We start from the raw sequence: 25,740 nt of genomic DNA, 5'->3' as shown, positions 1-25,740 counted from the left end.
TCTGGCCTCTTCGCGGGCGTGCCCGCGAAGAGGCCAGAACAGGCAACCACAAATCGTCAGCTCAACACATACCCCACCGGCAACAACGCCGGCGGCAACTGCTGCTCCCCCAACCCCGCCAGCACATCGCGCTCCACAGTCCGCACCATGGCATCGGTCGGCAAATCATTCTCATCGCGCCCGAACGGGTCTTCCAGCTCGTTGCCAATCGCATCCAGCCCGAAGAACGTGTACCCCACGATGGTGGTGAACAGCGGCGCCAGCCAGCCCAGGGGCTCGGCCAGGGCAAACGGTAGCAGCAGGCAGAAGATGTAGATGGTGCGGTGCAGCAGCAGCGTATAGGGGAACGGCAAGGGCGTACCCTTGATCCGCTCACAGGTGGCCTGTACTTCGGTCAACCCTACCAGCCGCTGCTCCAGCAAACTGTAACGCCAGTCACTGATCTGCTGTTGCTCTGCCAGCCTTGAGCAATGCTGGCCAATTTCGCGCAGGATGCCATCGCACACGTTGTGCGAGCTGATCGCCTCTGGCCGGGCGAGCCATGGCCGGGCAGCCGCCAGTTCGTCCTCACCGCGCAGCCGCGCATTCAATGCATGGGCAAAACCGCACAGGCTGCGCAGCAGTTCGTTACGCAGTTTTCCATCTGTAATGACAACGCTCTCACGCACGAACGAGCGGGTTTCGATGATCAGCTTGCCCCAAGCTTTGCGGCCCTCCCACCAGCGGTCATAGCAGGCGTTGTTGCGAAAGCTCATGAAGATCGACAGCGACAGGCCAAGCAAGGTGAACGGCGTGGCGCTCACCGGGTAGAAAAACGCCGGGTAATGGCGCTCGATCAGCACGATCAGCGCGGCCAGCAGGGTCACCATCAGGCAGCGCAGGGCAATGCGCTTGACGATCGAACCCTTGAGGGTGAACAGCACGCGCAGCACATCGGGGGTTGGGTGGACGATCATGGATTTCCAGAGACGGCCGCTTAGCCGCCGGTCATGTTCATGAAGCGCAGGATCTGCACGTCGCCACCGACTTCGAAGTGATGGCGGTACGGCTTGAGGTGCAGCGAATCGCGGATGGCCTTTTCCAGGCGTTCGGCATTGCCAGGGTGCGCGCGCAGCACATGCTTGAGGTCCACCGAATGTTCATTGCCCAGGCATAGCAGCAGGCGGCCTTCGACCGTCAGGCGCACGCGGTTGCAGGTGGCGCAGAAATTGTGGCTGTGCGGCGATATGAAGCCGACTCGGGTGTTCGCGGTTTCGGCCAGGCGCCAGTAGCGGGCCGGGCCCTGTGAGGATTCGGTGGATTCGATCAGGGTGAACTGCTCGGCAAGGCGCTCACGTACTTCATCACTGGAGCAGAACGACTCGCCGCGTTCGTGCTCGCTGATCACCCCAAGCGGCATTTCTTCGATGAAGGTGATGTCCAGTTCGCGATCAATGGCGAAGCGCACGAGGTCGACCAGTTCATGATCGTTGCGGCCCTTGAGCACCACGCAGTTGAGCTTGGTGCGCTTGAACCCGGCCTTGCGTGCGGCGTCGATACCGGCGATGACCTGATGCAGGTCGCCGGTGCGGGTCAGCTGCTTGAAGCGGTCGGCGTCCAGGCTGTCGAGGCTGATGTTCAGGCGCGTCACGCCGGCATCGAACAGCGGCTGGGCCAGGCGCCCGAGTTGCGAGCCGTTGCTGGTCAGGCACAGTTCGCGCAAGCCGGGCAGGGCTGCGATGCGCCCGCACAGGTCGACGATGCCCTGGCGTACCAGTGGCTCGCCGCCGGTCAGGCGGATCTTGCGGGTGCCCAGGGCGACGAAGCGCTCGGCCACCTGGAACAGTTCTTCGAGGCTGAGGATCTGCTGGCGCGGCAGAAACTGCATGTCTTCTGCCATGCAGTACACGCAACGGAAGTCACAGCGGTCGGTGACCGACATCCGCAGGTAGTCGATTTTCCGGTTGAAGCCGTCGATCAGGGCCCGGCTGTTCTGTTCCACGTTCGCGCTCGAATGGGTTGGGACACAACTCCAAGCTATAACCTGGCCGCAGGTGCGTCAAATTGCTTTGTCCGACTGCTTGATCGACGGCCTCTATCATGGCGGCAACCACATTCCCGGCCCATGATCGAAACCGCTTATCACACCGTAAGATCTTTCGATTGGACGCCCCTGCCTCACGCTCAATAGGCTGGAAAAAAGCATCGAAGCGTGAGGATTCATCGCATGAGCCAGGACGAACACATCAGGGACTACAAGGGCGCCGCCGCTGGCTGGGGGGCGCTCAAGAGCGTCACCAAAAGCTGGCTGGGCAGCGAAAATGCCTTCAAGAACCTGCGGGCCATGCTCAAGACCAACCAGAACGGCGGCTTCGACTGCCCCGGCTGTGCCTGGGGCGAGTCGCCGGAAAGCGATATGGTCAAGTTCTGCGAAAACGGCGCCAAGGCGGTTAACTGGGAAGCCACCGGCCGCTCGGTCGACCCGGCCTTCTTCGCCAAATACAGCGTCAGCGCGCTGAAGGACCAGACCGACTACTGGCTCGAATACCAGGGCCGCCTCACGCACCCGATGCGCTACGACGCTGCCACCGATCACTATGTCGAAACCACCTGGCAGGAGGCCTTCGAGCTGGTCGCCACGCACCTGCGTGCGCTGCAGTCGCCCGATGAGGCCGAGTTCTACACCTCGGGCCGGGCCAGCAACGAGGCGGCGTTCCTGTACCAGCTGTTCGTGCGCGCTTACGGCACCAACAACTTCCCCGATTGCTCGAACATGTGCCACGAAGCCAGCGGCGCCGGCATGTCGGAAACCCTCGGGGTGGGCAAGGGCACCGTGGTGTTTCACGACCTGGAGCTGGCCGACGCCATCTTTGTCATCGGCCAGAACCCCGGCACCAACCACCCACGCATGCTCGAACCGCTGCGTGAGGCGGTCAAGCGCGGGGCCCAGGTGGTGTGCTTCAACCCGCTGAAGGAGCGTGGCCTGGAGCGCTTCCAGCACCCGCAGCACCCGTTCGAAATGCTCAGCAACGGCTCCGAGCCGACGTCCAGCGCCTACTTCCGCCCGGCCTTGGGCGGTGACATGGCGGCCATGCGTGGCATTGCCAAATTCCTCTTGCAGTGGGAGCGCGAAGCCCAGGCCAAGGGCGAGCCGGCGGTGTTCGACCATGCTTTCATCGCCGAGCACACCAGCGGCGTCGATGACTACCTGGCAGCGGTGGACGCCACCTCTTGGGAGCACATCGTCAAACAGTCGGGCCTGACCCTGGCCGAGATCGAGCTGGCCGCACGCATGTACCGCAAGGCCGAGCGGGTGATCATGTGCTGGGCCATGGGCGTCACCCAGCACCGCCATTCGGTGCCGACCGTGCAGGAAATCGTCAACCTGCAGCTGCTGCGCGGCAACGTCGGCAAGCCCGGCGCCGGCCTGTCGCCGGTGCGCGGCCACAGCAACGTGCAGGGGGACCGCACCATGGGCATCGACGAGAAGCCCAAGGCGGCGCTGCTCGACGCCATCGAAAAACGCTTCCAGTTCCGCGTGCCGCGGGCCCACGGGCACAACGCGGTGCTGGCGATCAAGGCCATGGAAGAGGGCCGGGCCAAGGTGTTCATCGCCTTGGGCGGCAACTTCGCCCAAGCCACCCCGGACACCCCGCGCACCCACGCGGCCCTGCAGAACTGCGCGTTGACCGTGCAGATTTCCACCAAGCTCAACCGCTCGCACCTGGTGACAGGCCGCGATGCGTTGATTTTGCCGTGCCTGGGCCGTACCGAAATCGACCTGCAGGCCGAAGGGCCGCAAGGGGTGACCGTGGAGGACACCTTCAGCATGGTGCACATCTCCAACGGCCAGTTGCGCCCGCGTTCGCCGCACATGCGCTCCGAACCGTGGATCGTCGCCGGCATGGCCAAGGCCACGCTGGGCAATCAGCCGATCGACTGGGAGTATGCGGTGGCCGACTACAACCGCATTCGTGACATGATCGCCGACGTGATCCCGGGTTTCACCGGCTTCAACCAACGCCTGCATAGCCCGGGCGGTTTCCACCTGGGCAACAATGCCGCCGATCGCAAATTCCGCACGGCCACGGGCAAGGCCCGCTTCATGCCCCACGCACTGCCGGAAGAGTTGGTCAACGCCAAGGTGCTGGCGCGGGGTGACAAGCCCGACCTGATCCTGCAGACGCTGCGCTCGCATGACCAGTACAACACCACCCTGTATGGCCTGGATGACCGCTATCGCGGGGTGTTCGGCCTGCGTGAAGTGGTGTTCGTCAACGAGGCCGACATCCGCCGCCTGGGCTTCGAGCCGGGTGAGCAGGTGGACCTGGTGTCGCTGTGGGAGGATGGCGTGGAGCGGAGGGTTTCCGGGTTCCGCCTGGTGGCGTATGACGTGCCTGAGGGGCAGGCAGCGGCGTATTACCCGGAGACCAACCCACTGGTGCCGCTGGAAAGTTATGGCGAGGGGACCTACACCCCGACTTCGAAATTTGTGGCCATCAAGGTCGAGAAAGCCAAGGCGGGGAACCGCATTGCCGCGGTGTTGGCTTCGGATTGACCGGTTGCCTGAGCTGGCCTCTTCGCGGCACAAGGCCGCTCCTACAGGTGATCGCATTCCCCTGTAGGAGCGGCCTTGTGCCGCGAATGGGCTGCAAAGCAGCCCTTGATCACCGATGCACCGGGTAAGCCGTGGTGTACTTCATCTGTTCCATGGCAAAACTGGAGGTGATGTTCGACAGCCCATCGGTACGGGTAATCAGCTTTTTGTAGAACCGGTCATACGCCGCAATATCTCCCACCACCACCCGCAGCATGTAGTCCCAATCCCCCGACATGCGGTAAAACTCCATCACTTCCTCGAACCCGGTCACAGTCGCGGCAAACTGCTCCAGCCAGGCGCTGTCGTGGCGCTGGGTCTTGAGCTGGACGAACACCGTCAGCCCCAGCCCAAGCCGTTCGGGGTCCAGCAGGGCGACACGGCCGAGTATGTAGCCTTCTTCTTCCAGGCGCTTGACCCGCTTCCAGCACGGCGTGGTGGACAGGTTGACGGCCTCGGCCAGGTCCTTGAGCGAGATCGAGGCATCGCGCTGAAGCAGGGTAAGAATGTGCTGGTCGAAACTGTCCATATCGCGCGCGGGCCGTGTAGAAAAATTTTTCACAGATTACCCCAAGGCCAGAAGATTTGGGTTGTGCGATAGTTGCAGCCTTCACTCTGCCAATGGGCCTGACCATGTCCGACAAGCCGCGCAATTTCGCCACCCGTACCATTCACGCCGGCGAGCAGTTCAGCGTCGCCGAAAACGCCATCTTCCCGGCCATCGTCACCGCCAGTTCGTTCACCAAGCGCAGCCTGGACGACAAGCCGGAGTACTCCTACAGCCGGGTCGGCAACCCCACCCGGCATGCCTACGAAACCTGTGTCGCCGCCCTGGAGGAAGGCGTGGGCGCGGTGGCCTGCGCCTCGGGGGTGAATGCCACTGCGACGGTGCTGGAGCTGCTGCCCAAGGATTCCCATGTGGTAGTGATGAACGGCGTGTATGGCGGCACTTTCCGCATCCTGGAAGACTACCGCAGCCGCACCTCGGGCCTGACCACCACCTATGTCGACCTCAACGACCTTGAGGCCGTGGCTGCCGCCATCAAGCCAGAAACCCAGCTGATCTGGATCGAGTCGCCGACCAACCCGTTGCTGCACCTGGTCGACATCAAGGCAGTGTGCGACCTTGCCAGGGCGCGGGGGATTCTCACCTGCATCGACAATACCTTCTGCTCACCGTGGAACCAGCGCCCGATTACCTTGGGCGTGGACCTGGTGATGCACTCGGCCAGCAAGTACATCGGCGGCCACTCCGACCTGACCGGTGGCGTGGTAGTGGCGGCCAATGATGCGCTGCTGGCGCGCCTGCGCCGCATCAGCATGGCGATTGGCGCGGTGCAGGGGCCGTTCGACTGCTACCTCGCCCTGCGCGGCCTGAAGACCCTGGATGTGCGCATGGAACGCCAATGCAGCAACGCCCTGCAGGTGGCACGTTTCCTCGAAGGGCATGCGCAGATCGAGCAGGTGTATTACCCGGGGCTGGAAAGCCACCCCCAGCATGAACTGTGCAAACGCCAGATGCGCAGTGGCGGGGCGGTGGTGGCGATGAAGGTCAAGGGTGATCGGGCCGCGCTCAACCGCCTGGTGGAAACGCTGCAGATTTTTGTGCTGGCTGACTCGCTGGGCGGGGTGGAGAGCATGATCAACCACTCGTGGACCATGTCGCACTGCTCGCTGAGCCCGGAGCAGAAAGGGGTGATGGGGATCAGCGAGAATCTGCTGCGGCTGTCGGTGGGGATCGAGGATTACCGCGACCTGATCGAGGACCTGGATGGTGCACTGAAAGCGCTGGCTGCAGTGTAAGGGCGGCAGGCCTCTTCGCGGGCGAGCCCGCGAAGAGGCCTGCAGGTTGGATGAATTTTTGTCAGGATTTGGGCGGATGGATGATCCGTTCGATCTTGTCCTTGATCAGCAACCGTTCCTTGCGCAGCCGGTTGACGGCGTCGTCGTTGGTACCGTTGCCTTCGGCGGCGACCACCTCCTTGTCCTTGGCGTTGTATTCCTTGTGCAGCGTGTGCAGCGTCTGGTCCTTGTCTATGAGCGCCTGGAATGCATCAGCGGTAACGTGCAGGTCAGCGAGCAGATCATGCGGAACTGGCATTTCTTCACCTCTGTCAGGGTTGTCGGTAAGGTCCTGACCACTGAGGATAGCCGCGTTTGCGCAGGCTTGTGACGGCTGCCAGGCTGAATGCCAGCTGAACCGCTGTCAGGTAATTGATAAAAGACGCAGCTTCACTAAATTGTTACCGTCTTTTTCACGAAAAATTGATGACGCGCTTTCTAGAGTTCGCCCAACTTTCCCACCGTGCCATGCGGCCTGGGAGTTGATAATTACTCTTGATTGCGAACGCTGATGCTCAACTTCAAATCCATGCGGACTGAATGGGTCACGCTGCTGGCCAGCCTTTACCTGCTGATTGGCTTGAACATGTTCCTTTGGGAGCATCTGCAAGAGGTCGTGCCCGCCGGCCTGTCGGGGCTGTGGCTGAGCTTGGCATTTGCCGTGCTGATGTTGTTTGCCTTCAATCTGATCCTCACCTTGTTTGCCTTCCGCTATATATTGAAGCCGTTACTTATCGTGTTGTTCATGAGTGGAGCCGGTGTGGCTTACTTCATGAACCAGTACGGTGTACTTATTGATGCCGGCATGTTCCGCAATATGGCTGAGACCAATGTTGCAGAAGTGCGCGACTTGATGTCGCTGAAGTTTGCTGCCTATATCCTGCTGCTGGGCGTGTTGCCTTCAGTGCTGCTGTGGAAAGCGCCTGTCGCCTACCGCCCCTGGCACCGTGAGCTGCTGGGCAAGCTGGTGGTCAGTGGTGCCTGTGTCGTGGCCCTTGGCTCGGTAGCGCTGGTCAACTATCAAGGCTTGTCGTCGCTGTTTCGCAACCACCACGAACTGCGCCTGATGCTCACCCCGAGCAATATCGTCGGGGCCTCCATTGGTTATGTCAGCGAGCGAGTCGGTACTGCTTCGCGCCCGTTCCAGCACTATGGCGAAGATGCCAAGCGTGATGCCGCTTGGCAAAAACATGAGCGCAAGTCGCTGACAGTGCTGGTGGTTGGTGAAAGTGCCCGGGCAGACCATTTCGGCGTGCTGGGCTATGACCGCGATACCACGCCGAACCTGGCCAGGGAACAGGGCCTGTTGGCGTTTTCCGACGTGCACTCGTGCGGTACGGAAACGGCAGTCTCGGTGCCGTGCATGTTCTCGGGCATGAAACGCAAGGATTATGACGCCCGCGTGGCGAAGAACCGCGAAGGGCTGCTGGACATCCTTCAGCGTGCCGGCCTGGCCGTACAATGGCGTGACAACCAGTCAGGCTGCAAGGGTACCTGCGACCGTGTGCAGTTCATTGATGTCAGCAACCTCAAGGACCCCCAGCTGTGCGCCAATGGCGAATGCCATGACCAGATCCTGCTGCAAGGCCTGGACGAGCTGATCGACAACCTCGACAAGGATACCGTGCTGGTGCTGCACCAGATGGGCAGCCACGGCCCGGAATACTTCAAGCGCTACCCCACTGGCGGCGAGCGCTTCACGCCGGTGTGCCAGAGCAACGCGCTGAACCAGTGCAGCGAGCAGGAAATCATCAACGGCTACGACAACACCCTGGCCTACACCGACAAGGTGCTGGCGTCGCTGATCGACACCTTGCGCAGCAAACAGGACAAAGTCGATACGGCCATGATCTACCTGTCCGACCATGGCGAGTCGCTGGGCGAGTACAACCTGTTCCTGCACGGCACGCCTTACGCCATTGCCCCAGAGCAGCAGAAGCACGTGCCGCTGCTGACCTGGTTCTCCGACAGCTACAAGGAAGACTTCGGCCTCGACACCGACTGCCTGGCCAAGCTCAGCGATGCCCCGCTGTCGCAGGACAACCTGTTCCACTCCATGCTCGGCCTGTTACAGGTGCACACCGAGCTCTACCAGCAGTCGCTGGACATGTTCGCCAGCTGCCGGCCTTGGCTGGCGGCCAAGCGCTGAATGCATGACTGTACCTCCCCCGGTAGGAGCAGCCTTGTGCTGCGAAGAGGCCGGTACAGCCAGCCCATTACCAGAATGCCTGCACCGGCCCTTTCGCAGCACAAGGCTGCTCCTACAAAAACGGGCCGGTTTGCAGCGCCGTTTATCTACTCCAGGGATGGCGCAGGTTTCACCAGCAGTGCCCGCGCCGTATATACTGCGCGCCAATGTTAGTGGGAGAGCCTCGTGGCCATCGAAATTCACTGGATCCGTGACGACCAGAGCCTGGCCGAACACTGCCGCGACTGGCACCAACTGCCCTTCGTCGCCGTCGACACCGAATTCATGCGGGTCGACACCTTTTACCCGAAAGCCGGGCTGATTCAGATCGGTGACGGCCAGCGGGCCTTCCTGATCGACCCGCTGTTGATCGGCAACTGGCAGCCCTTGGCCGACCTGCTGGAAGACAGTGGCGTGGTCAAGGTGCTGCACGCCTGCAGCGAAGACCTTGAAGTGCTGCTGCGCCTGACCGGCAAGCTGCCGCAGCCGCTGTTCGACACCCAGCTGGCTGCCGGTTACCTGAATCTGGGCTTCAGCATGGGTTATTCGCGCCTGGTGCAAGAGGTGCTGGGTATCGAGCTGCCCAAGGGGGAGACCCGTTCCGACTGGCTGCAGCGCCCGCTCTCGGAAACCCAGGTCAGCTACGCTGCCGAGGATGCCGTGCACCTGGCCGAGCTGTTCACCGCGCTGCGCCCGCGCTTGTCCGACGACAAGTACGCCTGGGTGCTGGAGGACGGTGCCGAACTGGTGGCCGCATTGCGTCGTGAAGTCGAGCCCGAAAGCCTGTACCGCGACGTCAAGCTCGCCTGGAAGCTGGCCCCCCAGCAACTGGCGGTGCTGCGTGAACTGTGCGCCTGGCGCGAGCGCGAAGCCCGCAACCGCGATGTGCCGCGTAACCGCATCCTCAAGGAACACTCGTTGTGGCCCATGGCCAAGAGCCAGCCAAGCAACCTGTCGGCGCTGGCCAAGATCGACGAGATGCACCCGCGCACCATTCGTCAGGACGGTGAGTTCCTCATCCAGCTGATCAAGCGCGCCGGTAGTCTGCCAGCGGAGCAGTGGCCAGCGCCCTTGCCCGAGCCATTGCCGATCGAGGCCGCCGGCATCCTCAAGCAGCTGCGTGCCATCGGCCAGGCCGAAGGCGAGCGCCTGGGGATTACCCCCGAGCTGATGCTGCGCAAGAAAGCCCTGGAGGCGCTGCTCAAGAGCGGCTACCCCAACGGCCCATATCAACTGCCCGATTCGCTGCGCGGCTGGCGCCGTGAGCGCATGGGCCAGGCCCTGCTGGACAACCTCGCAGGTGCCGGAGAGACCCGATGAAACGCATTTGCTCGATCTACAAGAGCCCCCGCAAGAACGAAATGTACCTCTACGTGCTCAAGGCGGACGGCCTGGAGCGCGTGCCCGAAGGCCTGCTGCCGGCCTTTGGTACCCCCATGCACGCGTTTGACCTGGTGCTCAGCCCCGAGCGCAAGCTTGCCCGCGAGGACATCACCAAGGTACTGGAGAACCTCGACAACCAGGGCTACCACCTGCAGATGCCGCCGCTGGAAGATGAGTACATCGAGCACCTGCCCGAAGAGCTGCTGCGCCGTAACGACCCGGTCTGACCATGCGTGTACTGATTGCTGAGCATGAGCATGCTCGATACGCCGGGCTATTGCGTGAAGCAGCGCCTGAAGTGGAAATCCTGACCAGCGGTGACTCCGCCGAACTGGCGCAGCAGGCATCGCAGTGCACGGTGTGGCTGGGCCAGCCGGACCTGCTGGCAAGCTTGCTGCGCCAGGGCCTCAAGCCGCAGTGGATGCAATCGACGTGGGCCGGTATCACGCCGTTGCTGGCCGACGGCCTGCCGCGTGACTATCGCCTGACCCGTGCGGTGGGCATCTTCGGCCAGGTGATGGCCGAGTACATGCTTACCTACATGCTCGGCCATGAGCGCGAGGTGCTGTCGCGCCTGGTCAGCCAGGTCGAGCGGCGCTGGGATGACCGCCCGGGGCGCACGCTGGAAGGGCGCAAGGTGCTGATTGTCGGCACCGGCGACATTGGCCAGCGTGTGGCCGAGTTCCTGCAACCGTTTGGTGTGGTGCTGTACGGTGTGGCCAGCACCGCCCGGGAACAGGCACCGTTCGTCGAGGTGGCGGCCCTGGCCGACTTGCCGCGCATGGTTGGCCAGGTCGACTACGTGATCAACCTGCTGCCGGACACCCCGGCTACCCATGACCTGTATGACGCGGCGCTGTTCAAGTGCTTCCTGCCCACGGCGTTGTTCATCAATGCCGGGCGTGGCGTGGCGGTGGTCGATGCCGACCTGGTCGAAGCGCTGAAGGAAGGCCATCTGGCCGGTGCGGTGATCGATGTCTGCCGGCAGGAACCACTACCCAAACAACACCCGTTCTGGACCGCCTGGGGGCTGTTGCTGACCGGGCACAGTTCGGCACCCACCTCGCCGGCGGCGATGGTGCGGTTGTTTGTCGAGAATGTGCGGGCTTATGAAGCGGGGCAGGGGTTGCGTGGGGAAGTCGACTTCGCCAAGGGCTACTGATTTGTAGTGCCTGTATCGGCCTCTTCGCAGCACAAGGCTGCTCCTGCAGGGCGATGGAGGTCCTGCAGGAGCAGCCTTGTGCTGCGAAGAGGCCAGTGCAGCCTACACAGGCCTTACAGGCTGAAATCACCCTCGGCAGCCAGCTCGCTCAGCGGCTTGCGCGGGCTTGGCACTTCACGCGACTGCAGCGCTTCATCCAGGCTGGCCTTGTCACCCAGCTTGCCAATCGCCACCATGGCATGCAGCACGTAGCCCTCGGGAACCTTCAGTTCCTGACGCGCCAGGTCCTGGTCGAATCCGGCCATGCCATGGGTATGCCAGCCGCTGATGCTGGCCTGCAGGGCCAGGTGGCCCCAGGCGGAACCTGTGTCGAAGGTGTGCCACAGCGCCGGTTTTTCTTCCGTGGCGCCCGGGGCGGCAAAGGTGGTCTTGGAGATGATCAGCACCAGCGCCGAGGCCTGTTGCGCCCAGCTGCGGTTGAACGGCACCAGCAGGTTCAGGTAGCGCTCCCAGTTCGGCGTGTCGCGGCGGGCATACAGGAAGCGCCAAGGCTGCGAGTTGTACGCCGACGGTGCCCAGCGTGCGGCTTCCAGGAAGCTCAGCAGGGTTTCTTCGCTGATCGGCTCGGCGGTGAAGGCGCGCGGCGACCAGCGGTTGATGAACTGTTCGTTGATGGCGTAATCGGCAATGCGGGGGGTGGCGCTCATGACAGCTCCTGCAAACGTACGGGAAAGCGGCACGCTACTGCGTCCCGTCGCGACTGACAAGCGGTCTGGCTTTGCCGAAGGCCAGGCTCTAGACTGGCGCCGCCGCGCGCCGTGGCCCCAAGATGAGTGCAGGAAACCGTGTGATGATCGCTGAAAACGCGCCGTTCTGGCGGCGCAAGACCCTCGAACAACTCAGCCCGCAAGAGTGGGAGTCGCTGTGCGACGGCTGCGGCCTGTGCTGCCTGCAAAAGCTTGAGGACGAAGACGACAACAGCGTCTATTACACGCGTATCGCCTGCAAGTTGCTGGACATGGATACCTGCCAGTGCAGCGACTACCCCAACCGCTTCGCGCATGTACCGGACTGCATCCAGCTCACCCCGGGCAAGGCCGACCAGTTCACGTGGCTGCCAAGCACCTGCGGTTATCGCCTGGTCAGCGAGGGCAAGGACCTGCCGGCCTGGCACCATCTTGTCTGTGGCGATCGCCAGCAGGTCCATGAACAGCGCATTTCCCAGTCGGGGCGTATGCTCAGGGAGCAGGATGTGCACGAAGACGACTGGGAAGACCACCTGATCTTCCGCGCCAGCTGACCGGCGCGGCCCGCTGCCACGGGGAAACAAGGAGTTTCTGTATGCGTTGCCAGCTGTTCTTGCTGTTGGGCCTGATGGCCAGTTCGCCAGCCTGGGCTAAAAAGGTCGACCTTGACTACCAGGTGCGCCTGTTGCCCGCCAGTGGCCAGGCTGAAGTGCGCCTCACCCTGGCAGAAGGCAGTGCCGTGCGCAGCCTCGACTTCGACCTGGGCAAGGCCGGGGCCTTCAGCGGCTTCCAGGCCGATGGCCAATGGCAACTCAAGGGCCAGCGTGGCGTGTGGCAGCCGGCGGCCGGCAAGACCAGCCTCAGCTACCGCGTGCAGCTCGACCAGAAGCTCGCCAACGGTGCCTATTCCTCACGTATCACCCCGCACTGGGCGCTGTTCCTCGGCGACCAGCTGGTACCGCCTGCGCGACTTGACCAGCAAGATGGCACCGAGCTGGTGGCGCGCCTGGCGTTCGACTTGCCCGAGGGCTGGAAGAGTATCGAGACCTCCTGGCCACGCATTGGCAAGGACAAGTTCCGCATCGACAACGTTTCGCGCCTGTTCGACCGCCCGACTGGCTGGATGCTGGCCGGCGACCTGGGTAGCCGCCGTGCCCGCCTGGGCGATACCGAGGTCACCGTGGCCGCGCCGGTGGGGCAGGGCATGCGGCGCATGGATAGCCTGACCTTGCTGACCTACGTCTGGCCGCAGCTGCAGGCGGTGTTCCCGCGCAACCCGCCAAAGCTGCTGCTGGTCGGTGCCCGTGACGGCATGTGGCGCGGGGCAATGGCCGCGCAGGGTTCGCTGTACCTGCACAGCGCCCGGCCGATGGTGAGCGAGAACGGCAGCAGCCCGTTACTGCGCGAAGTGGTGCAGCTGTTTGCGCAGATCCGTGGGCGCGACGGCAATGACTGGCTGGTGGAAAGCCTGACCGACTACTACGCCAGCGAGTTGCTGCGCCGTTCGGGCGGGGTCAGCGATGACCGCTACCAGGCCTGGCAGGCGCGCCTGAGCAAGCAGGGCGCCAAGGTCACCCAGCTCAAGGGCGAACGCGCAAGCCCGGCCCAGGTAGCCCGCGGGGTAATCCTGCTACAGGCACTGGACAAGGAAATCCGCATTCATACCCAGGCCAAGCGTTCGCTGGACGATGTGGTGCGCGGGCTGATGCGGCTGCCCAGCGTAAGCACCGAAGAGTTCGTGCAAATCAGCGAGAACGTGCTGGGCCGCAAGTCCGAGGTACTGCAAAGCAAGGCGTTGCGTTAGACATCCCTGGCGCCTGTATCGGCCCCGCGAAGAGGCCAGTACAGGCGACACAAAGATCAGCTGTCAGCCAACGGATCCTTCCCGGTCACCGTCACTCCCTGCGTCGCCGCCTTGGCACTGGCCTTCAACGCCTCCAGCTCCGCCGCACTGTGTTCTATATCCGAACGCAAGCGGTGGTACTCCTGCCGATGCCGCTGCCACCACGCCTTGGTCGAGCAATGCCCGCTGACCCCGCGTGCCACTGCAATACCTCCCACCACCAGCTGCAGCAAGCCGACCAGGCCGCCATGGCGCAGCCCCTTGCTCACCATCAGCGCGCCGCCAGCCAGCGAGCTGACCCGTTCCAGACCATGGACATTGTGCTGTGAAGACGCAGCAGAGTGTATATCGAGCATGGCAAGACCTCCGTGTGAAATGTAAGCAGCTGACCAGCAGGGTGTCAGCCGCGTTCACTCGGGGTGCTCAGCGGCAACTTCATTTGAACTTGGGCCCCGAGCGGGTATTAAGCCCCTTGGCCAAGCGGTCATACAGCACCACATTCACCGTCGCCGCCAGGTTCATGCAGCCTTCGGTGGGGATGTAGATGGTTTCTTCGCACCACGCCCGCACCTCGGGGCTGAGGCTGCCGTCTTCCGGCCCGAAGATGTAGATGGCCCGGTCCGGGTGGGTATAGTCCGGCAGGGGGCGCGCACCTTCCACCAGCTCCACCGCCACCGGCGTACAGCCCAGCGGGATGATGCGCTGCAGGTCATCGATGCCGATCAGCGGGATGTCGTAGTGCACGCGCTTGGTGTCGGTGACGAAGTCACGCGCGCGTTCGTAGCGTTTGCCGGTGTAGAACACCGAATTGACGCCATAGCAGCCCGCAGCGCGCATCACCGAGCCGACGTTTTCTGCCGACTTGGGGTTGAACAGGCCGATGCAGCTGTATCGTTTGTTTGCCACGTACCGGGGCCCTTCGCGAAAAAAGCGCGATTATACGGGCTGCCCGGTAGTAGCGGGGGCCGAATCGATGGTCAGTCTTTCTTCAACATGCCCGCCAGCGCGGCGAACGGGTTGTGGGTGGCCTTGGCGATACTCGGCGTGCTGGTGGAGCCTTCGCTGAAGTACTGCTGGTCGGTGTAGCGCGAATGCTCGTTGTCATGGCAGTACAGGCATAGCAGCTCCCAGTTGGAGCCGTCCTGCGGGTTGTTGTCGTGGTTGTGGTCACGGTGGTGCACGGTCAGCTCGCTCAGGCGCTTGCCGGCGAATTCGCGGGCGCAGCGGCCGCACACGTGCGGGTACATTCTCAGGGCCTTGTCGCGGTAGCCCATTTCCTTGTCACGCTTGGCATCGGCCAGGATGCGGTCGAGGCGCGCGGTGGCGGCGGCGGAAGAGGTGGAGCTCATGGTGTTTCCTTTGTTCTGATCAGGCAAATGACGGTTATGGCATTGAGTCTAGCGCGCTTGCAGGGCAGGCGGACAGGCGAAAGCGGTGATTTAGGCGTAGCCTGTAAGCAGGTTCCCGACAGGAGGTTGCTGATGTTTCACGCGATCCTCACCGCGTTGTTGATGGCTGGCCTGCCCATGGCCGAAGCTGCCAGCACGCCACCACGACTCACTACGCCAGTGCCTGGTGCACCGGGTACGCCCACGCCCACGCCATACCCGCAGATAACCCCGAGTACACCGCCCAAGGCTTACGACAGCCAGCCGGGGGCGCCCTTGTTGCCGCCAATGCCAGTGCCCGGGCCGCCGAAGGACCAGCCATTGCCGGGGTTGCGCCAAGACCCGCCGAAGCCGGTGGGAGAGGATGATTGACTGACAAGGTGAGTTGCCGGCGGGAATTTGGGGCTGCTTTGCAGCCCATCGCGACACAACGCCGCTCCCACAAGTACTGCACATGGCTTGAACTCGGTGCGGTCTCTGTGGGAGCGGCCTTGCGTCGCGAAAGGGGCGCAAGGCGCCCCCAGCTAGCTCAAACGATACCAAGCTCGCCAAACACGAACGCATATTCCAGAGCCACATCCTTCAACCCCTGGTACCGCCCGCTCATCCCGCCGTGCCCAGCCCCCATCTCGGTCTTGAGCAGCAGCAGGTTGTTGTCGGTCTTGCGCGTCCGCAAGCGCGCCACCCACTTGGCTGCTTCCCAGTACTGCACGCGGCTGTCGTTGTAGCCCGCTACCACCAGCATCGCCGGGTAGGCCTGCGCTTTTACATTCTCGTAGGGCGCATACGCCTTGATCCGCTCATACACCTCCGGCTCCTCCGGGTTGCCCCATTCGTCGTACTCGGTCACCGTCAGTGGCAGCTCGGGGTCGAGCATGGTGTTGAGCACGTCGACAAACGGCACTTCGGCAATCGCACAGCGGAAGAGCTCGGGCCGTAGGTTCAGCACTGCGCCTATCAGCAGGCCGCCGGCGCTACCGCCGCTGATGGCCAGCCGCTCGGCAGTGGTCACGCCCTCGGCAATCAGGTGCTCGGCGCAGGCGATGAAGTCGCTGAAGGTGTTGGGCTTGTGCTCCTGCTTGCCGGCGCGGTACCAGGCTTCGCCCAGTTCGCCGCCGCCGCGCACGTGGGCGATGGCAAAGGCCACGCCGCGTTCCAGCAGGCTCAGGCGGGCATGGGAGAACCACGGGTCGAGGCTTTCGCCATAGGCGCCGTAACCGTACAGGTACAACGGCACGGTTTTGCCCAGGTCCTGGCGGCGACGCACCAGGCTGATCGGCACCTGGGTGCCATCCGCGGCGGTTGCCCACAGGCGCTCGCTCACATAGTCATCGGCATCGAACGCACCCAGCACCGGGGTTTCCTTGAGCACCGCCTGGGCGCCCGTGGCCAGCGCCAGCTGGCGCACCTGGGCTGGGCGGTTGAGCGCTTCGTAGCGCAGGCGTACGCGCGTGCTGGCGAACTCCAGGCTGTCTTGCACGTACAGGCTGTAGGCAGCGTCGGGGAGTTCCACGCGGTAGGCCGGCAGGCCTTGCGGGCGTACTTCGATGATCGGCAGGCCGCCTTCGCGCAGGCTCAGGGTCAGGGCGCCGGCATTCAGGCTGAGGCCTTCGAGCATGATCGCATCGCGGTGTGCCACCAGCACCTGCCATTGTTCACGGCTGGGCACCGGTGTGACCGGGGCGTGGTACAGGGCGAAGTTGATACCGTCCTGGTTGGTGCGGATGAACCAGCGCCACTCGCCATCGAGCTGGCCATGGTCGGGGAAGTACTCATGGCCTTCGACACGCGGCGCCAGGCAGGTGAACGGCGCCTGCGGGGTTTCGGCGTCCAGTACCCAGGCCTCGCTGGTGGTCTTGCTGTTCAGCAGCAGCACCAGCTGGCACTCGGAACTGGTGCGGTAGCAGTGCAGGAAGAAGCGCCCGTCTGGTTCTTCGAACACGGTCTGCGCATCGTCGCTGCCCAGGGTGTGGCGGCGCAGCCGCCAAGGCCGGTGGGTGTCGTCCAGTTCGGCGAAGAACAGCGTCTGGCTGTCGTTGGCCCAGGTCAGGCTGCCGTCGCAGTCGTCGAAGGGCAGGGCGGTGATGCTGCCAGTGGCCAGGTCCTTGACGTACAGGGTGTAGATTTCATCGCCGCTGGTATCGAGGCTGTAGGCCAGCAGGCGGTGGTCGGGGCTGACGTTGAACGCCCCCAGCGACAGGAAGCCGCCATTGGCCAGGGCGTTGGGGTCGAGCAGCAGCTGCTCCTGGCTTTCATCGACGGTGTTCGAGTCGTCGGCCGGGCGCGGGCAGCGGTAGTGGCGTGGGTATTCGTCGCCTGCGGTGGTGCGGGTGTAGTACAGGTAAGGGCCCCAGGGTGCCGGCAGCGACAGGTCGGTTTCCAGGATGCGGCCCTTGATCTCTTCGAACAAGTGCTCGCGCAACGGCGCCTGGTCGGCCAGGCAGGCTTCCTGGTAGGCGTTTTCGGCTTGCAGGTAGGCGAGTACCTCGGGGGTGTCGCGCTGCTGCAGCCAGGCGTACGGGTCCGCGGCGTTGTCGGCGTGGGCGATGGGCGGCTGAGGCTTGTTGGGCATTGGTGATCTCTTGGCTAGGGACAGGCAAACACTGTCTGCGCCCGGAAAAGTGTTTATCATAGGCATCTCTTTGCCTGGCTTGCACGAACACCATGACCGAGAACGACTACACCTTCGCCTGGGGCCTGTACGCCGTGGCCGCCCTGGGCTGCCTGCTGGTGGCCTTCAAGGTCACCAGCTGGATGTGGCGCTGGCTGCGCGAACCGCTGCGGGTGGTGCTGGCCGTGCTGCTGCTGACCCCGACCGTGGTCGACCCGGTCAAGGACAGCTTCGCCCCGGCCATCGCCATCACCGCCCTGGATGTCGCCTTCAAGGTCGGCAACAACGCCTGGCGTGCGGTGTCCGACTTCGCCATGTACGGCATGATTGCCTTCGGCCTGTATTTCCTCTTCGTGCTGCTGCGCTGGCCGCTGGAAAAGCGCGCCCGCGAGCGCCGTGCGCAAGCCGAGGACGCCGCCAAGCGCCAGGCGGACGAGGATAACCAGGTCGGCGGGCAAGCCCCCTTGGCCGCCGAGCGCGGCGACCGTTACCGCGACGACCCACGCCCTGCCGCACCCCGCGGCAATGGCCGGGTCGAGCCCCGTCTGTAAACGGAGGAGACACGCCAGTGTGCGAACTGCTGGGCATGAGTGCCAACGTCCCCACCGACATCGTTTTCAGCTTCACCGGCCTGATGCAGCGCGGTGGCCGTACCGGCCCGCACCGTGATGGCTGGGGCATCGGCTTCTACGAAGGCCGTGGCCTGCGCCTGTTCCAGGACCCGGCCGCGAGCAGCGAGTCGGAAGTGGCCAACCTGGTGCAGCGTTACCCGATCAAGAGCGAAGTGGTAATTGGCCATATCCGTCAGGCCAACGTCGGCAAGGTCTGCCTGTCCAACACCCACCCGTTCGTGCGGGAAATGTGGGGCCGCAACTGGTGCTTCGCGCACAACGGGCAATTGGGCGACTTCAAGGGCCTGGCCAGCTTCTACCGGCCGGTGGGCGACACCGACAGCGAAGCGGCTTTCTGCGACCTGCTCAACCGCATCCGCAGTGCCTTCCCCGAGCCGGTGCCGGTGGAACAGCTGCTACCGGTGCTGGTCGAAGCTTGTGCCGGCTACCGTGGCCTGGGCGTGTTCAACTGCATGCTCAGCGACGGCGACTGGCTGTTCTGCTTCTGCTCGACCAAGCTGGTGCACATTACCCGCCGTGCGCCGTTTGGTGCCGCGCGGTTGAAGGATGTCGACCTTATCGTCGATTTTCATACCGAAACCACCCCCAACGACGTGGTCACGGTGATTGCCACCGAGGCCCTGACCGAGAACGAGACCTGGCACCGCTACGAGCCGGGTCAATGGGCCCTGTGGCGGCACGGCGAGTGCGTGGCGCACGGCCAGAGCTAAGGACGCTGCATGTTCAGAAGTTACCTGCGGTTGCTGCTGTTCACCTTCGGCCTGCTGGCCGGTATCCAGGTCCCGGGGCTGGTCAAGGACTATAGCCAGCGGGTGGAGGCGCACCTGTTCGAATCGCGCGAGGCGCTTGATGGGTTCCGGCAAACCGCCGAGCGCTTCTTCAAGGGCGACTTGCAGGCGTTGCTGCAGCATTACCGCAGCAGTGACGACCCGGTGTTCAATAGTGATGCCAACAGCATCGAAAGCCTGATGATCCGCAACCAACTGCTGGAAAACGAATGGCAGGCGCTGCAAGGGCCTTGGGCCCAGCGTACCTGGCATGTGCTGGTGCAGGCCGACCCGCAGCTGCGCGAAGAAACGCTCAATGGTTACAGCTACCAGATCCTGCTGGTGCCCGAGGCGATTGGCTGGGGTGTAGGCGCGGGGTTTGTGCTGGCCTTCGTGGTCGAAAGCCTGGTGCTGGGGCTTGGCTGGGTGATCCTGGGCGGGCGGCGCAGGGCGGTGAAAGAAAGCTGGCGCTGACGCCTTACTAAATCAGTTTGTACGCAGCCCCAGCAATTTGTGCATCGCTGCTGAACCCCTGGGGGCTGCTGTGCAGCCCTTTCGCGGCACAAGGCCGCTCCTACAAGGGCCGAGTCAGCCTGTGAGAAGTGGGGCGGTTGAAATCGGTTAGACCCAGCACTCCGCTGCCCCCTGCGGCGGCCTTGAGCCTGCAGGAAACACGCGGCAAACAGCTGCAGGCGCGGTAAGGTAGGCCTATGAACAACAAGGGAGACCGCGTGGTGGAACGCCTGCTACTCAATTGCGACATGGGCGAGAGTTTCGGCAGCTGGCGCATGGGCCTGGATGCCGAGCTAATGCCCTACATCGATTGCGCCAACATTGCCTGTGGCTACCACGCCGGCGACCCCGGCATCATGCGCCGCACCGTGGCCTTGGCGCTGGAGCATGGCGTGACTGTCGGCGCGCACCCCGCCTACCCGGACCTGGTCGGCTTCGGCCGCCGCTCCATGGCCTGCAGCCCCGAGGAAATTCGCGACCTGCTGCACTACCAGATTGGTGCGCTGGACGGCATCTGCAAAGTGCTGGGTGGCCGCGTGGCTTATGTGAAGCCCCATGGCGCGCTGTACAACGACATGATGGCCGACCCGCTCAAGCTGCGCACCGTGCTGGAAGCTGTGGCGGCCTACGACGGCAACCTGCCTCTGATGCTGATGGCCACCGCTGACAACCGCGCCGCCCAGGCCCTGGGCGATGAAATTGGCGTGCCGCTGTGGTTCGAGGCGTTCGCCGACCGCGCTTACACCGCCAGCGGCCACCTGGTGTCGCGCCGCTTGCCTGGCGCGGTGCATCACGACCCGGCGTTGGTGGTGGAGCAAGCGGTGCGCCTGGCCCGTGGCGATACGCTGGTGGCGGACGATGGCAGCGCCCTGCGCCTGCAGGCCAGCACCCTTTGCGTGCATGGCGACAACGACAGTTCGGTGGCGGCGGTGCGGCAGATACGCCAGGCCTTCGACGCGCTGGAGCCGCAATGAAAGCGCGTATCGAAGTGGTGGCCATCGACAGCCTGATGGTGCGCCTGTTCGACCGTATCGACGAGGCCAACATGCCGTGGATGCTCGCCGCTAGCCAGCGCCTGAGCGCCGTGTTCGGCGAGCACCTGCTGGACCTGGTGCCGTCCTACACCACGCTGATGGTGCAGTTCGACCTGCCGCCAGGCGAGGCGAGGGCGCTGATCAACCAGGCGCTGGAGGGTTTGCAGCCAGACACCGGCAGCGGCAGCCGGCGCCACGAGATCCCGGTGTGGTACGACGCCAGCGTCGGCCCTGAACTGCCTGTGCTGGCGGCCCGCAGCGGGTTGAGTGAAACCGAGGTTGTGCGCTTGCACAGCGAACGTGATTATCCCGTGTTCGCCCTGGGCTTCGCCCCCGGTTTCGGTTTCATGGGCCTGGTCGATGAACGCCTGGCCAGCCCACGCCTGAGCACCCCGCGCAAGCGGGTGGCGGCGGGTAGCGTGGGCATCGCCGAGCGCCAGACGGCGGCGTATCCGGCGGTATCGCCGGGTGGCTGGAACCTGATCGGGCGCACGCCGGTGCGCCTGTTCGACCGTGAGCGTGACGGCTACAGCCTGTTGCAGCCCGGCGACCGGGTGCGTTTCGTGCCGGTTTCGCGCAGCGAGTTCTTGGCGTTGGGCGGCGATGTGGAGGCACAAGGATGAAGCAATTGAAGATCGAGGCCAGCACGCCGCTGTGCCAGTTGCAGGATGCTGGCCGCTTTGGCGTGCGTCACCTGGGCGTGACCCAGGGCGGCGCGCTGGACTGGGTGGCCATGCACTGGGCCAACTGGCTGCTGGGCAACCCGTTGGGGGCCCCGGTGGTCGAGGTGGCGCTGGGTGGCTTTGGCGTGGTGGCCGAACAGGATTGCGTGCTGGCCCTGGCCGGTGCCGACCTGGATGCCCGAGTCGATGACCAGCCTGTCGCGCCCTGGCGCAGCTTTGCCCTGGGCAAGGGCCAGCGCTTGACCCTGAAGCAGCCAAAGCAGGGCGTGCGGGCTTATCTGGCGGCACCGGGCGGGTTCCTGGGCGAAGATGTACTGGGCAGTTGTGCCACGGTGGTACGTGAAGCACTGGGTGGCATCGGTGGCCAGGGTGCGGCGCTGGCTAAAGGCCAGGCGTTAGCGTTTACCGGTAGCGATACAACCCTGCGCGAGGTGCCGCAAGCGCTGCGCCCGCAGTACGCAGAAAAGCCTGTGCTCGACCTGGTGATGGGCGCACAGATCGGTGACTTCAGTGGTACCAGCCTGTTCGAAGCCTTCAACCGGGAGTGGACGCTGGACAGCCGGGCTGACCGCATGGGCATTCGCCTGTTGGGGCCGCAGCTGGTTTACCAGGGGGCGCCGATGATTTCTGAAGGGATACCGCTGGGGGCGGTGCAGGTGCCGCCGGATGGGCAGCCGATTGTGCTGCTCAATGATCGGCAGACCATTGGTGGTTATCCGCGGCTGGGGGCATTGACGCCGTTGGCGCTGGCGCAACTGGCGCAGTGCATGCCGGGGGCGGTGGCGCGGTTCAGGGCGGTGGTGCAGGATGAGGCCTGGCGGGAGCACCAGGTTTACCTGGGCCGTTGGTTGTAAGGCTGCTGGCCCTTTCGCGGGCTTGCCCGCTCCCACAGGTATTCCACGAACCTCAGGGTCTGTGGTGCACCTGTGGGAGCGGGCGAGCCCGCGAAAAGGCCGGCACCGGCAACATCACTTGGACAGGTAGCGCATCCCTTCTTCCAGCCCCTGCAAGGTCAGCGGGTACATCTTGTCCTCGATCAGGTCGCGCACCAGATGGGTTGATGCGGTGTAGTCCCAGGCCTGCTTGGGGTACGGGTTGATCCAGATGATCTTCTTGAATTTTTCCATGAAGCGCTGCAGCCACACATACCCGGCCTCTTCGTTCCAGTGCTCCACGCTGCCGCCCGGCTGGGTGATTTCGTAGGGCGCCATGGCCGCATCGCCGACGAACACCACTTTGTAGTCGTCGCCATACTTGTGCAGCAGGTCGAAGGTGGAATAGCGCTCCGAGGTGCGGCGCAGGTTGTTCTTCCACACCGACTCGTATACGCAGTTGTGGAAGTAGTAGTACTCCAGGTGCTTGAACTCGGTCTTGCAGGCCGAGAACAGCTCTTCGCAAACCTTGATGTGGGCGTCCATCGAGCCGCCGATGTCGAACAGCAACAGCAGCTTTACCGTATTGCGCCGCTCGGGGCGCATCTGGATGTTCAGCAAGCCGGCGTCCCGCGCGGTATGGTCGATGGTGCCGTCGATATCCAGCTCTTCGGCGGCGCCTTCACGGGCGAACTTGCGCAGCCGGCGCAGGGCCAGCTTGATGTTGCGCGTGCCCAGTTCAACCTGGTCGTCGAGGTTCTTGTACTCGCGCTGGTCCCACACCTTTACCGCCTTGCCCTGGCGTTTGCCTGCCTCGCCCACGCGGATGCCTTCGGGGTTGAAACCACCCGAGCCGAACGGGCTGGTGCCGCCGGTACCGATCCACTTGTTACCGCCGGCGTGGCGTTCCTTTTGCTCCTCAAGGCGTTTCTTGAATTCCTCGATCAGCTTGTCCAGGCCACCCAGGGACTGGATCTGCGCACGCTCTTCATCCGTGAGCGAACGTTCGAACTCCTTGCGCAACCAGTCTTCGGGGATCAGCGCCTCGATGTGTCGGTCGAGGTTTTCCAGGCCTTTGAAGTAGGCAGCAAAGGCCCGGTCGAACTTGTCGAAATGGCGTTCGTCCTTCACCAGGATGGCGCGCGCGAGGTAGTAGAATTCGTCCATGTCGGCGAACACCACATGCTTTTGCAGGGCCTGGTGAAGGTCCAGCAACTCGCGTACCGACACCGGCACCTTGGCCGCGCGCATTTCATTGAACAGGTTGAGCAGCATGGCCCGGCTCCTGTCAGCGGTTGCCGCGCCGGCTCATGAAGGCCAGGCGCTCCAGCAGCTGCACGTCTTGCTCGTTTTTTACCAGCGCGCCGGCCAGCGGCGGGATGGCCTTGGTCGGATCGCGCTCGCGCAGTACGGCTTCACCGATGTTGTCGGCCATCAGCAGCTTGAGCCAGTCGACCAGCTCGGAGGTGGACGGTTTTTTCTTCAGGCCCGGCACCTTGCGCACGTCGAAGAACACATCCAGGGCTTCGCTGACCAGCGACTGGCTGATGTTCGGGTAGTGCACGTCGACGATCTGCTGCAGCGTGGTGCGGTCGGGGAAGGCGATGTAGTGGAAGAAGCAGCGGCGCAGGAAGGCGTCCGGCAGCTCTTTTTCGTTGTTGGAGGTAATAATGATGATCGGGCGTTGTCTGGCCTTGATGGTCTCGTCGATTTCGTAGACGTAGAACTCCATCTTGTCCAACTCTTGCAGCAGGTCGTTGGGGAACTCGATGTCGGCCTTGTCGATTTCGTCGATCAGCAGGATGACCCGCTCATCAGCCTCGAAAGCCTCCCACAGCTTGCCCTTTTTCAGGTAATTGCGCACATCGTGCACCTTGTCCACGCCCAGCTGCGAGTCACGCAGGCGGCTGACCGCGTCGTACTCGTAGAGGCCCTGGTGGGCCTTGGTGGTGGACTTGATGTGCCAGGTGATCAGCCGCGCGCCGAACGAGGCCGCCAGCTGCTCGGCAAGCATGGTCTTGCCGGTGCCGGGCTCGCCCTTGACCAGCAGCGGGCGTTCGAGGGTGATGGCCGCGTTTACCGCCAATTTCAGGTCGTCTGTGGCGACGTAGTCGCGGGTGCCTTCGAACTTCATGGGTCTGTCCTCTGCCGTATGCCTGTCAGGGCCTCTTCGCGGGCACGCCCGCTCCCACAGGTATTGCACACATTCCTGGAGCTGTGGGTTACCTGTGGGAGCGGGCGTGCCCGCGAAAGGCCCAACACCTGTTTTCGATTTGTTACCGACTATAACGCGGGGTTGAGCGGCTGCAAACGCAGACCGGGTATTCAGTCCCTGAATGCCCCGTCACGCCGCCTCAGTCGGAATCCGGCGCGCCTCGCTCGTATCGGGCATTGAACGCCTGGATAAACCCGTTGCGCAGGATTTGCAAAAACGCCTCGAAGGCGCTGATATCCTGCTTGCGCACACTGCCACTGAGCTCCACCCGGGTGGCGAACTGGTTTTTCGGCTGGTTCTTCAGCACCGTCTCGGTCGCCCCCACCACCGCTTCCCACACCGAGCGGAAGAAGCCCTTGTCCTTTTCCTCGACGTCCTGTTGCCAGTCGAATACATCGACGTCACGCAGCAGCGGCTTTATGTAGCCGTTAAGCCGACCGTTTTCCGCCTGCGCCTCGATGACCACGTCCCCATGCCCGGCATTGAAGTCAAATTTGCCATAGGCGCTGGCGAAGTCGTTCAGTTTGCGCAGCTCGATGCCGGTGGCGCGCAGCCTGAATTCGAAGTCATCGAAATCACTGAACGGGTCGAACGTGGCACGGCTTTCTACCTTCGCATCGCCCGCGATCAGTGCAGTACCTTCAAAACTCGCATCGCGACGGCCTTTGGGGTCACGGACATTGGTCAGGTTGCGAATGTTGGCGTTCAGCCGGGTGGCCTTCAGGTCGACCGGTGGCTTGGAGTTGAAGTTGCGGAACGTCAGCACGCCGTTGTCGATACGCACTTCGTTGAGTGTGATGGGCAGCAGTTTTTCCAGTTGCTGGCGCCAGTCGGTACCCCGGCCGGTCTGCGACGCCTGCTTGCTGCCACCGTCGACGAAGTTCAGCTCCGGGCGCACGAAGGTCACCTCGGCCACCACGGCCTTGTCGTACCACAGCGAATGCCAGCTCACCGAAAGGTCGATCAGCGGCGCGTCCAGAAACGGTACCGGCACCTTGCCGCTGGTCTTGACGATCTTCAGGCCGTTGATCTGGTACGCGCCGCGCCACCAGGCCAGGTCCACATCGGCCACTTGGCCACGGTAATCGCCCATGTCGGCCAGTTTTTCGTTCAGGTAGTTGCGCACCAGGTAGGGCAGGGCAAGGTGCAGGGCCACCAGCAGCACGACCAGGCTGCCCAGGCCGATCAGCGGCCAGCGATAACGGGCTCTCATCGGGACGTCTCCAAGGCGGGATGTGCGGTTGACCGCAACACGCCCAGCCGAGTTCGAACAGGCTTTACGGGC

27 protein-coding genes are annotated in these 25,740 nt (G+C 63.6%); 15 read left to right on the top strand and 12 right to left on the bottom strand.

Features of this window, described 5'->3' with window-relative positions:
• Nucleotides 1-56: 56 nt before the first annotated feature.
• Nucleotides 57-956 carry a bestrophin family protein gene (locus MRBLPB4O_RS21395; RefSeq protein WP_341796535.1) on the bottom strand — a complete coding sequence of 300 codons (900 nt, stop codon included), beginning with the start codon at nucleotides 954-956 and terminating at the stop codon, nucleotides 57-59.
• A 20-nt stretch (nucleotides 957-976) separates the two neighbouring features.
• A complete protein-coding gene (gene moaA, locus MRBLPB4O_RS21390) occupies nucleotides 977-1,981 on the bottom strand; it encodes a GTP 3',8-cyclase MoaA (protein WP_341796534.1) in 1,005 nt (334 codons plus the stop codon).
• A gap of 225 nt (nucleotides 1,982-2,206) precedes the next feature.
• On the opposite strand from moaA, the gene MRBLPB4O_RS21385 reads away from it, so the two are divergent.
• Nucleotides 2,207-4,537 (top strand): FdhF/YdeP family oxidoreductase, encoded by a 2,331-nt coding sequence (locus MRBLPB4O_RS21385; protein ID WP_341796533.1) that lies wholly within the window; start codon nucleotides 2,207-2,209, stop codon nucleotides 4,535-4,537.
• A gap of 109 nt (nucleotides 4,538-4,646) precedes the next feature.
• Here the strand turns inward: MRBLPB4O_RS21385 and MRBLPB4O_RS21380 are convergent, their stop codons facing one another.
• Nucleotides 4,647-5,105: an Lrp/AsnC family transcriptional regulator gene (locus MRBLPB4O_RS21380; RefSeq protein ID WP_049276903.1), complete on the bottom strand. Its 459-nt coding sequence runs from the start codon at nucleotides 5,103-5,105 to the stop codon at nucleotides 4,647-4,649.
• Between the two features lie 92 nt (nucleotides 5,106-5,197).
• Between MRBLPB4O_RS21380 and MRBLPB4O_RS21375 the strand changes: the two genes are divergently transcribed.
• The gene (locus MRBLPB4O_RS21375) at nucleotides 5,198-6,379 is read left to right on the top strand and encodes an aminotransferase class I/II-fold pyridoxal phosphate-dependent enzyme (RefSeq protein ID WP_341796532.1); all 1,182 of its coding nucleotides are present in this window, start codon (nucleotides 5,198-5,200) and stop codon (nucleotides 6,377-6,379) included.
• A 61-nt stretch (nucleotides 6,380-6,440) separates the two neighbouring features.
• On the opposite strand, the gene MRBLPB4O_RS21370 is transcribed toward MRBLPB4O_RS21375, so the two are convergent.
• Nucleotides 6,441-6,677, bottom strand: coding sequence for a YdcH family protein (locus MRBLPB4O_RS21370; protein ID WP_019470635.1), 237 nt, complete (start codon nucleotides 6,675-6,677; stop codon nucleotides 6,441-6,443).
• Between the two features lie 252 nt (nucleotides 6,678-6,929).
• Here MRBLPB4O_RS21370 and MRBLPB4O_RS21365 point away from each other — a divergent pair, with 252 nt between their 5' ends.
• The 4 genes from MRBLPB4O_RS21365 to MRBLPB4O_RS21350 all read left to right on the top strand — a co-directional run bounded on the left by MRBLPB4O_RS21365 (nucleotide 6,930) and on the right by MRBLPB4O_RS21350 (nucleotide 11,151).
• Nucleotides 6,930-8,567, top strand: a complete 1,638-nt coding sequence (locus MRBLPB4O_RS21365) for a phosphoethanolamine--lipid A transferase (protein WP_341796531.1) — start codon at nucleotides 6,930-6,932, stop codon at nucleotides 8,565-8,567.
• 225 nt (nucleotides 8,568-8,792) lie between these two features.
• On the top strand, nucleotides 8,793-9,926 hold the full coding sequence (rnd, locus tag MRBLPB4O_RS21360; RefSeq protein ID WP_341796530.1) for a ribonuclease D: 1,134 nt from the start codon (nucleotides 8,793-8,795) through the stop codon (nucleotides 9,924-9,926).
• Nucleotides 9,923-10,216 carry a YcgL domain-containing protein gene (locus tag MRBLPB4O_RS21355; RefSeq protein WP_016488604.1) on the top strand — a complete coding sequence of 98 codons (294 nt, stop codon included), beginning with the start codon at nucleotides 9,923-9,925 and terminating at the stop codon, nucleotides 10,214-10,216. Before rnd ends, MRBLPB4O_RS21355 begins: the two co-directional genes overlap by 4 nt.
• Nucleotides 10,217-10,218: 2 nt before the next feature.
• The gene (locus MRBLPB4O_RS21350; RefSeq protein ID WP_234229528.1) at nucleotides 10,219-11,151 is read left to right on the top strand and encodes a D-2-hydroxyacid dehydrogenase; all 933 of its coding nucleotides are present in this window, start codon (nucleotides 10,219-10,221) and stop codon (nucleotides 11,149-11,151) included.
• 113 nt (nucleotides 11,152-11,264) lie between these two features.
• On the opposite strand, the gene MRBLPB4O_RS21345 is transcribed toward MRBLPB4O_RS21350, so the two are convergent.
• On the bottom strand, nucleotides 11,265-11,858 hold the full coding sequence (locus MRBLPB4O_RS21345) for a nitroreductase family protein (RefSeq protein ID WP_016498372.1): 594 nt from the start codon (nucleotides 11,856-11,858) through the stop codon (nucleotides 11,265-11,267).
• Between the two features lie 143 nt (nucleotides 11,859-12,001).
• Between MRBLPB4O_RS21345 and MRBLPB4O_RS21340 the strand changes: the two genes are divergently transcribed.
• Nucleotides 12,002-12,451 (top strand): YcgN family cysteine cluster protein, encoded by a 450-nt coding sequence (locus MRBLPB4O_RS21340; protein WP_016498373.1) that lies wholly within the window; start codon nucleotides 12,002-12,004, stop codon nucleotides 12,449-12,451.
• Between the two features lie 41 nt (nucleotides 12,452-12,492).
• Nucleotides 12,493-13,701: a hypothetical protein gene (locus MRBLPB4O_RS21335; RefSeq protein ID WP_341796529.1), complete on the top strand. Its 1,209-nt coding sequence runs from the start codon at nucleotides 12,493-12,495 to the stop codon at nucleotides 13,699-13,701.
• Nucleotides 13,702-13,757: 56 nt separating this feature from the next.
• Here MRBLPB4O_RS21335 and MRBLPB4O_RS21330 read toward each other — a convergent pair whose 3' ends face one another.
• From MRBLPB4O_RS21330 to MRBLPB4O_RS21320, 3 genes are all read right to left on the bottom strand, one after another.
• Complete coding sequence (locus tag MRBLPB4O_RS21330; RefSeq protein WP_341796528.1) at nucleotides 13,758-14,096, bottom strand: DUF2892 domain-containing protein; 339 nt, start codon at nucleotides 14,094-14,096, stop codon at nucleotides 13,758-13,760.
• 79 nt (nucleotides 14,097-14,175) lie between these two features.
• Nucleotides 14,176-14,646 (bottom strand): RNA methyltransferase, encoded by a 471-nt coding sequence (locus tag MRBLPB4O_RS21325; RefSeq protein ID WP_016498381.1) that lies wholly within the window; start codon nucleotides 14,644-14,646, stop codon nucleotides 14,176-14,178.
• A gap of 71 nt (nucleotides 14,647-14,717) precedes the next feature.
• Nucleotides 14,718-15,089 (bottom strand): YajD family HNH nuclease, encoded by a 372-nt coding sequence (locus tag MRBLPB4O_RS21320; RefSeq protein ID WP_016488597.1) that lies wholly within the window; start codon nucleotides 15,087-15,089, stop codon nucleotides 14,718-14,720.
• Between the two features lie 132 nt (nucleotides 15,090-15,221).
• Between MRBLPB4O_RS21320 and MRBLPB4O_RS21315 the strand changes: the two genes are divergently transcribed.
• Nucleotides 15,222-15,500, top strand: a complete 279-nt coding sequence (locus tag MRBLPB4O_RS21315) for a hypothetical protein (protein WP_341796527.1) — start codon at nucleotides 15,222-15,224, stop codon at nucleotides 15,498-15,500.
• Nucleotides 15,501-15,657: 157 nt separating this feature from the next.
• Here MRBLPB4O_RS21315 and MRBLPB4O_RS21310 read toward each other — a convergent pair whose 3' ends face one another.
• Nucleotides 15,658-17,700 carry a S9 family peptidase gene (locus tag MRBLPB4O_RS21310; protein ID WP_341796526.1) on the bottom strand — a complete coding sequence of 681 codons (2,043 nt, stop codon included), beginning with the start codon at nucleotides 17,698-17,700 and terminating at the stop codon, nucleotides 15,658-15,660.
• Nucleotides 17,701-17,792: 92 nt separating this feature from the next.
• Between MRBLPB4O_RS21310 and MRBLPB4O_RS21305 the strand changes: the two genes are divergently transcribed.
• From MRBLPB4O_RS21305 to MRBLPB4O_RS21280, 6 genes are all read left to right on the top strand, one after another.
• The gene (locus MRBLPB4O_RS21305) at nucleotides 17,793-18,290 is read left to right on the top strand and encodes an MFS transporter (protein ID WP_341796525.1); all 498 of its coding nucleotides are present in this window, start codon (nucleotides 17,793-17,795) and stop codon (nucleotides 18,288-18,290) included.
• Nucleotides 18,291-18,307: 17 nt separating this feature from the next.
• A complete protein-coding gene (locus tag MRBLPB4O_RS21300) occupies nucleotides 18,308-19,081 on the top strand; it encodes a class II glutamine amidotransferase (RefSeq protein WP_086974630.1) in 774 nt (257 codons plus the stop codon).
• Between the two features lie 9 nt (nucleotides 19,082-19,090).
• A complete protein-coding gene (locus MRBLPB4O_RS21295; RefSeq protein WP_341796524.1) occupies nucleotides 19,091-19,612 on the top strand; it encodes a DUF2937 family protein in 522 nt (173 codons plus the stop codon).
• A gap of 236 nt (nucleotides 19,613-19,848) precedes the next feature.
• Entirely contained in the window at nucleotides 19,849-20,625 is a 777-nt protein-coding gene (locus tag MRBLPB4O_RS21290) for a 5-oxoprolinase subunit PxpA (RefSeq protein ID WP_341796523.1), read from the top strand.
• Nucleotides 20,622-21,308 (top strand): 5-oxoprolinase subunit PxpB, encoded by a 687-nt coding sequence (gene pxpB, locus MRBLPB4O_RS21285; protein ID WP_341796522.1) that lies wholly within the window; start codon nucleotides 20,622-20,624, stop codon nucleotides 21,306-21,308. Before MRBLPB4O_RS21290 ends, pxpB begins: the two co-directional genes overlap by 4 nt.
• Entirely contained in the window at nucleotides 21,305-22,222 is a 918-nt protein-coding gene (locus MRBLPB4O_RS21280) for a biotin-dependent carboxyltransferase family protein (protein ID WP_341796521.1), read from the top strand. The genes pxpB and MRBLPB4O_RS21280 overlap by 4 nt, the downstream gene beginning before the upstream one ends.
• A gap of 114 nt (nucleotides 22,223-22,336) precedes the next feature.
• On the opposite strand, the gene MRBLPB4O_RS21275 is transcribed toward MRBLPB4O_RS21280, so the two are convergent.
• The 3 genes from MRBLPB4O_RS21275 to MRBLPB4O_RS21265 all read right to left on the bottom strand — a co-directional run bounded on the left by MRBLPB4O_RS21275 (nucleotide 22,337) and on the right by MRBLPB4O_RS21265 (nucleotide 25,668).
• On the bottom strand, nucleotides 22,337-23,515 hold the full coding sequence (locus MRBLPB4O_RS21275) for a VWA domain-containing protein (protein ID WP_284359854.1): 1,179 nt from the start codon (nucleotides 23,513-23,515) through the stop codon (nucleotides 22,337-22,339).
• Between the two features lie 13 nt (nucleotides 23,516-23,528).
• Complete coding sequence (locus tag MRBLPB4O_RS21270) at nucleotides 23,529-24,374, bottom strand: MoxR family ATPase (RefSeq protein ID WP_016488585.1); 846 nt, start codon at nucleotides 24,372-24,374, stop codon at nucleotides 23,529-23,531.
• A gap of 220 nt (nucleotides 24,375-24,594) precedes the next feature.
• On the bottom strand, nucleotides 24,595-25,668 hold the full coding sequence (locus MRBLPB4O_RS21265) for a DUF748 domain-containing protein (protein WP_019473480.1): 1,074 nt from the start codon (nucleotides 25,666-25,668) through the stop codon (nucleotides 24,595-24,597).
• Nucleotides 25,669-25,740 lie beyond the last annotated feature (72 nt).

Origin of the sequence: Pseudomonas sp. LPB4.O (genome assembly GCF_038383825.1) — a bacterium.
GTDB classification, from domain to species: Bacteria; Pseudomonadota; Gammaproteobacteria; order Pseudomonadales; family Pseudomonadaceae; genus Aquipseudomonas; species Aquipseudomonas putida.
Note: the sequence above shows the minus strand (reverse complement) of the source record. Positions and strands in the feature narration are given on the sequence as shown.

Bases quoted from the DNA above. Each gene is read 5' to 3' on its own strand.
- MRBLPB4O_RS21295 (WP_341796524.1), top strand. From the start codon at position 19,091: ATGTTCAGAAGTTACCTGCGGTTGCTGCTGTTCACCTTCGGCCTGCTG.
- MRBLPB4O_RS21315 (WP_341796527.1), top strand. From the start codon at position 15,222: ATGTTTCACGCGATCCTCACCGCGTTGTTGATGGCTGGCCTGCCCATG.
- MRBLPB4O_RS21310 (WP_341796526.1), bottom strand. From the start codon at position 17,700: ATGCCCAACAAGCCTCAGCCGCCCATCGCCCACGCCGACAACGCCGCG.
- MRBLPB4O_RS21350 (WP_234229528.1), top strand. From the start codon at position 10,219: ATGCGTGTACTGATTGCTGAGCATGAGCATGCTCGATACGCCGGGCTA.
- MRBLPB4O_RS21395 (WP_341796535.1), bottom strand. From the start codon at position 956: ATGATCGTCCACCCAACCCCCGATGTGCTGCGCGTGCTGTTCACCCTC.
- pxpB (WP_341796522.1), top strand. From the start codon at position 20,622: ATGAAAGCGCGTATCGAAGTGGTGGCCATCGACAGCCTGATGGTGCGC.
- MRBLPB4O_RS21340 (WP_016498373.1), top strand. From the start codon at position 12,002: ATGATCGCTGAAAACGCGCCGTTCTGGCGGCGCAAGACCCTCGAACAA.
- MRBLPB4O_RS21355 (WP_016488604.1), top strand. From the start codon at position 9,923: ATGAAACGCATTTGCTCGATCTACAAGAGCCCCCGCAAGAACGAAATG.
- MRBLPB4O_RS21290 (WP_341796523.1), top strand. From the start codon at position 19,849: ATGAACAACAAGGGAGACCGCGTGGTGGAACGCCTGCTACTCAATTGC.
- MRBLPB4O_RS21365 (WP_341796531.1), top strand. From the start codon at position 6,930: ATGCTCAACTTCAAATCCATGCGGACTGAATGGGTCACGCTGCTGGCC.
- MRBLPB4O_RS21320 (WP_016488597.1), bottom strand. From the start codon at position 15,089: ATGAGCTCCACCTCTTCCGCCGCCGCCACCGCGCGCCTCGACCGCATC.
- MRBLPB4O_RS21265 (WP_019473480.1), bottom strand. From the start codon at position 25,668: ATGAGAGCCCGTTATCGCTGGCCGCTGATCGGCCTGGGCAGCCTGGTC.
- MRBLPB4O_RS21270 (WP_016488585.1), bottom strand. From the start codon at position 24,374: ATGAAGTTCGAAGGCACCCGCGACTACGTCGCCACAGACGACCTGAAA.
- MRBLPB4O_RS21335 (WP_341796529.1), top strand. From the start codon at position 12,493: ATGCGTTGCCAGCTGTTCTTGCTGTTGGGCCTGATGGCCAGTTCGCCA.
- MRBLPB4O_RS21280 (WP_341796521.1), top strand. From the start codon at position 21,305: ATGAAGCAATTGAAGATCGAGGCCAGCACGCCGCTGTGCCAGTTGCAG.
- MRBLPB4O_RS21375 (WP_341796532.1), top strand. From the start codon at position 5,198: ATGGGCCTGACCATGTCCGACAAGCCGCGCAATTTCGCCACCCGTACC.
- MRBLPB4O_RS21345 (WP_016498372.1), bottom strand. From the start codon at position 11,858: ATGAGCGCCACCCCCCGCATTGCCGATTACGCCATCAACGAACAGTTC.
- MRBLPB4O_RS21370 (WP_019470635.1), bottom strand. From the start codon at position 6,677: ATGCCAGTTCCGCATGATCTGCTCGCTGACCTGCACGTTACCGCTGAT.
- MRBLPB4O_RS21305 (WP_341796525.1), top strand. From the start codon at position 17,793: ATGACCGAGAACGACTACACCTTCGCCTGGGGCCTGTACGCCGTGGCC.
- MRBLPB4O_RS21330 (WP_341796528.1), bottom strand. From the start codon at position 14,096: ATGCTCGATATACACTCTGCTGCGTCTTCACAGCACAATGTCCATGGT.
- MRBLPB4O_RS21380 (WP_049276903.1), bottom strand. From the start codon at position 5,105: ATGGACAGTTTCGACCAGCACATTCTTACCCTGCTTCAGCGCGATGCC.
- MRBLPB4O_RS21385 (WP_341796533.1), top strand. From the start codon at position 2,207: ATGAGCCAGGACGAACACATCAGGGACTACAAGGGCGCCGCCGCTGGC.
- MRBLPB4O_RS21275 (WP_284359854.1), bottom strand. From the start codon at position 23,515: ATGCTGCTCAACCTGTTCAATGAAATGCGCGCGGCCAAGGTGCCGGTG.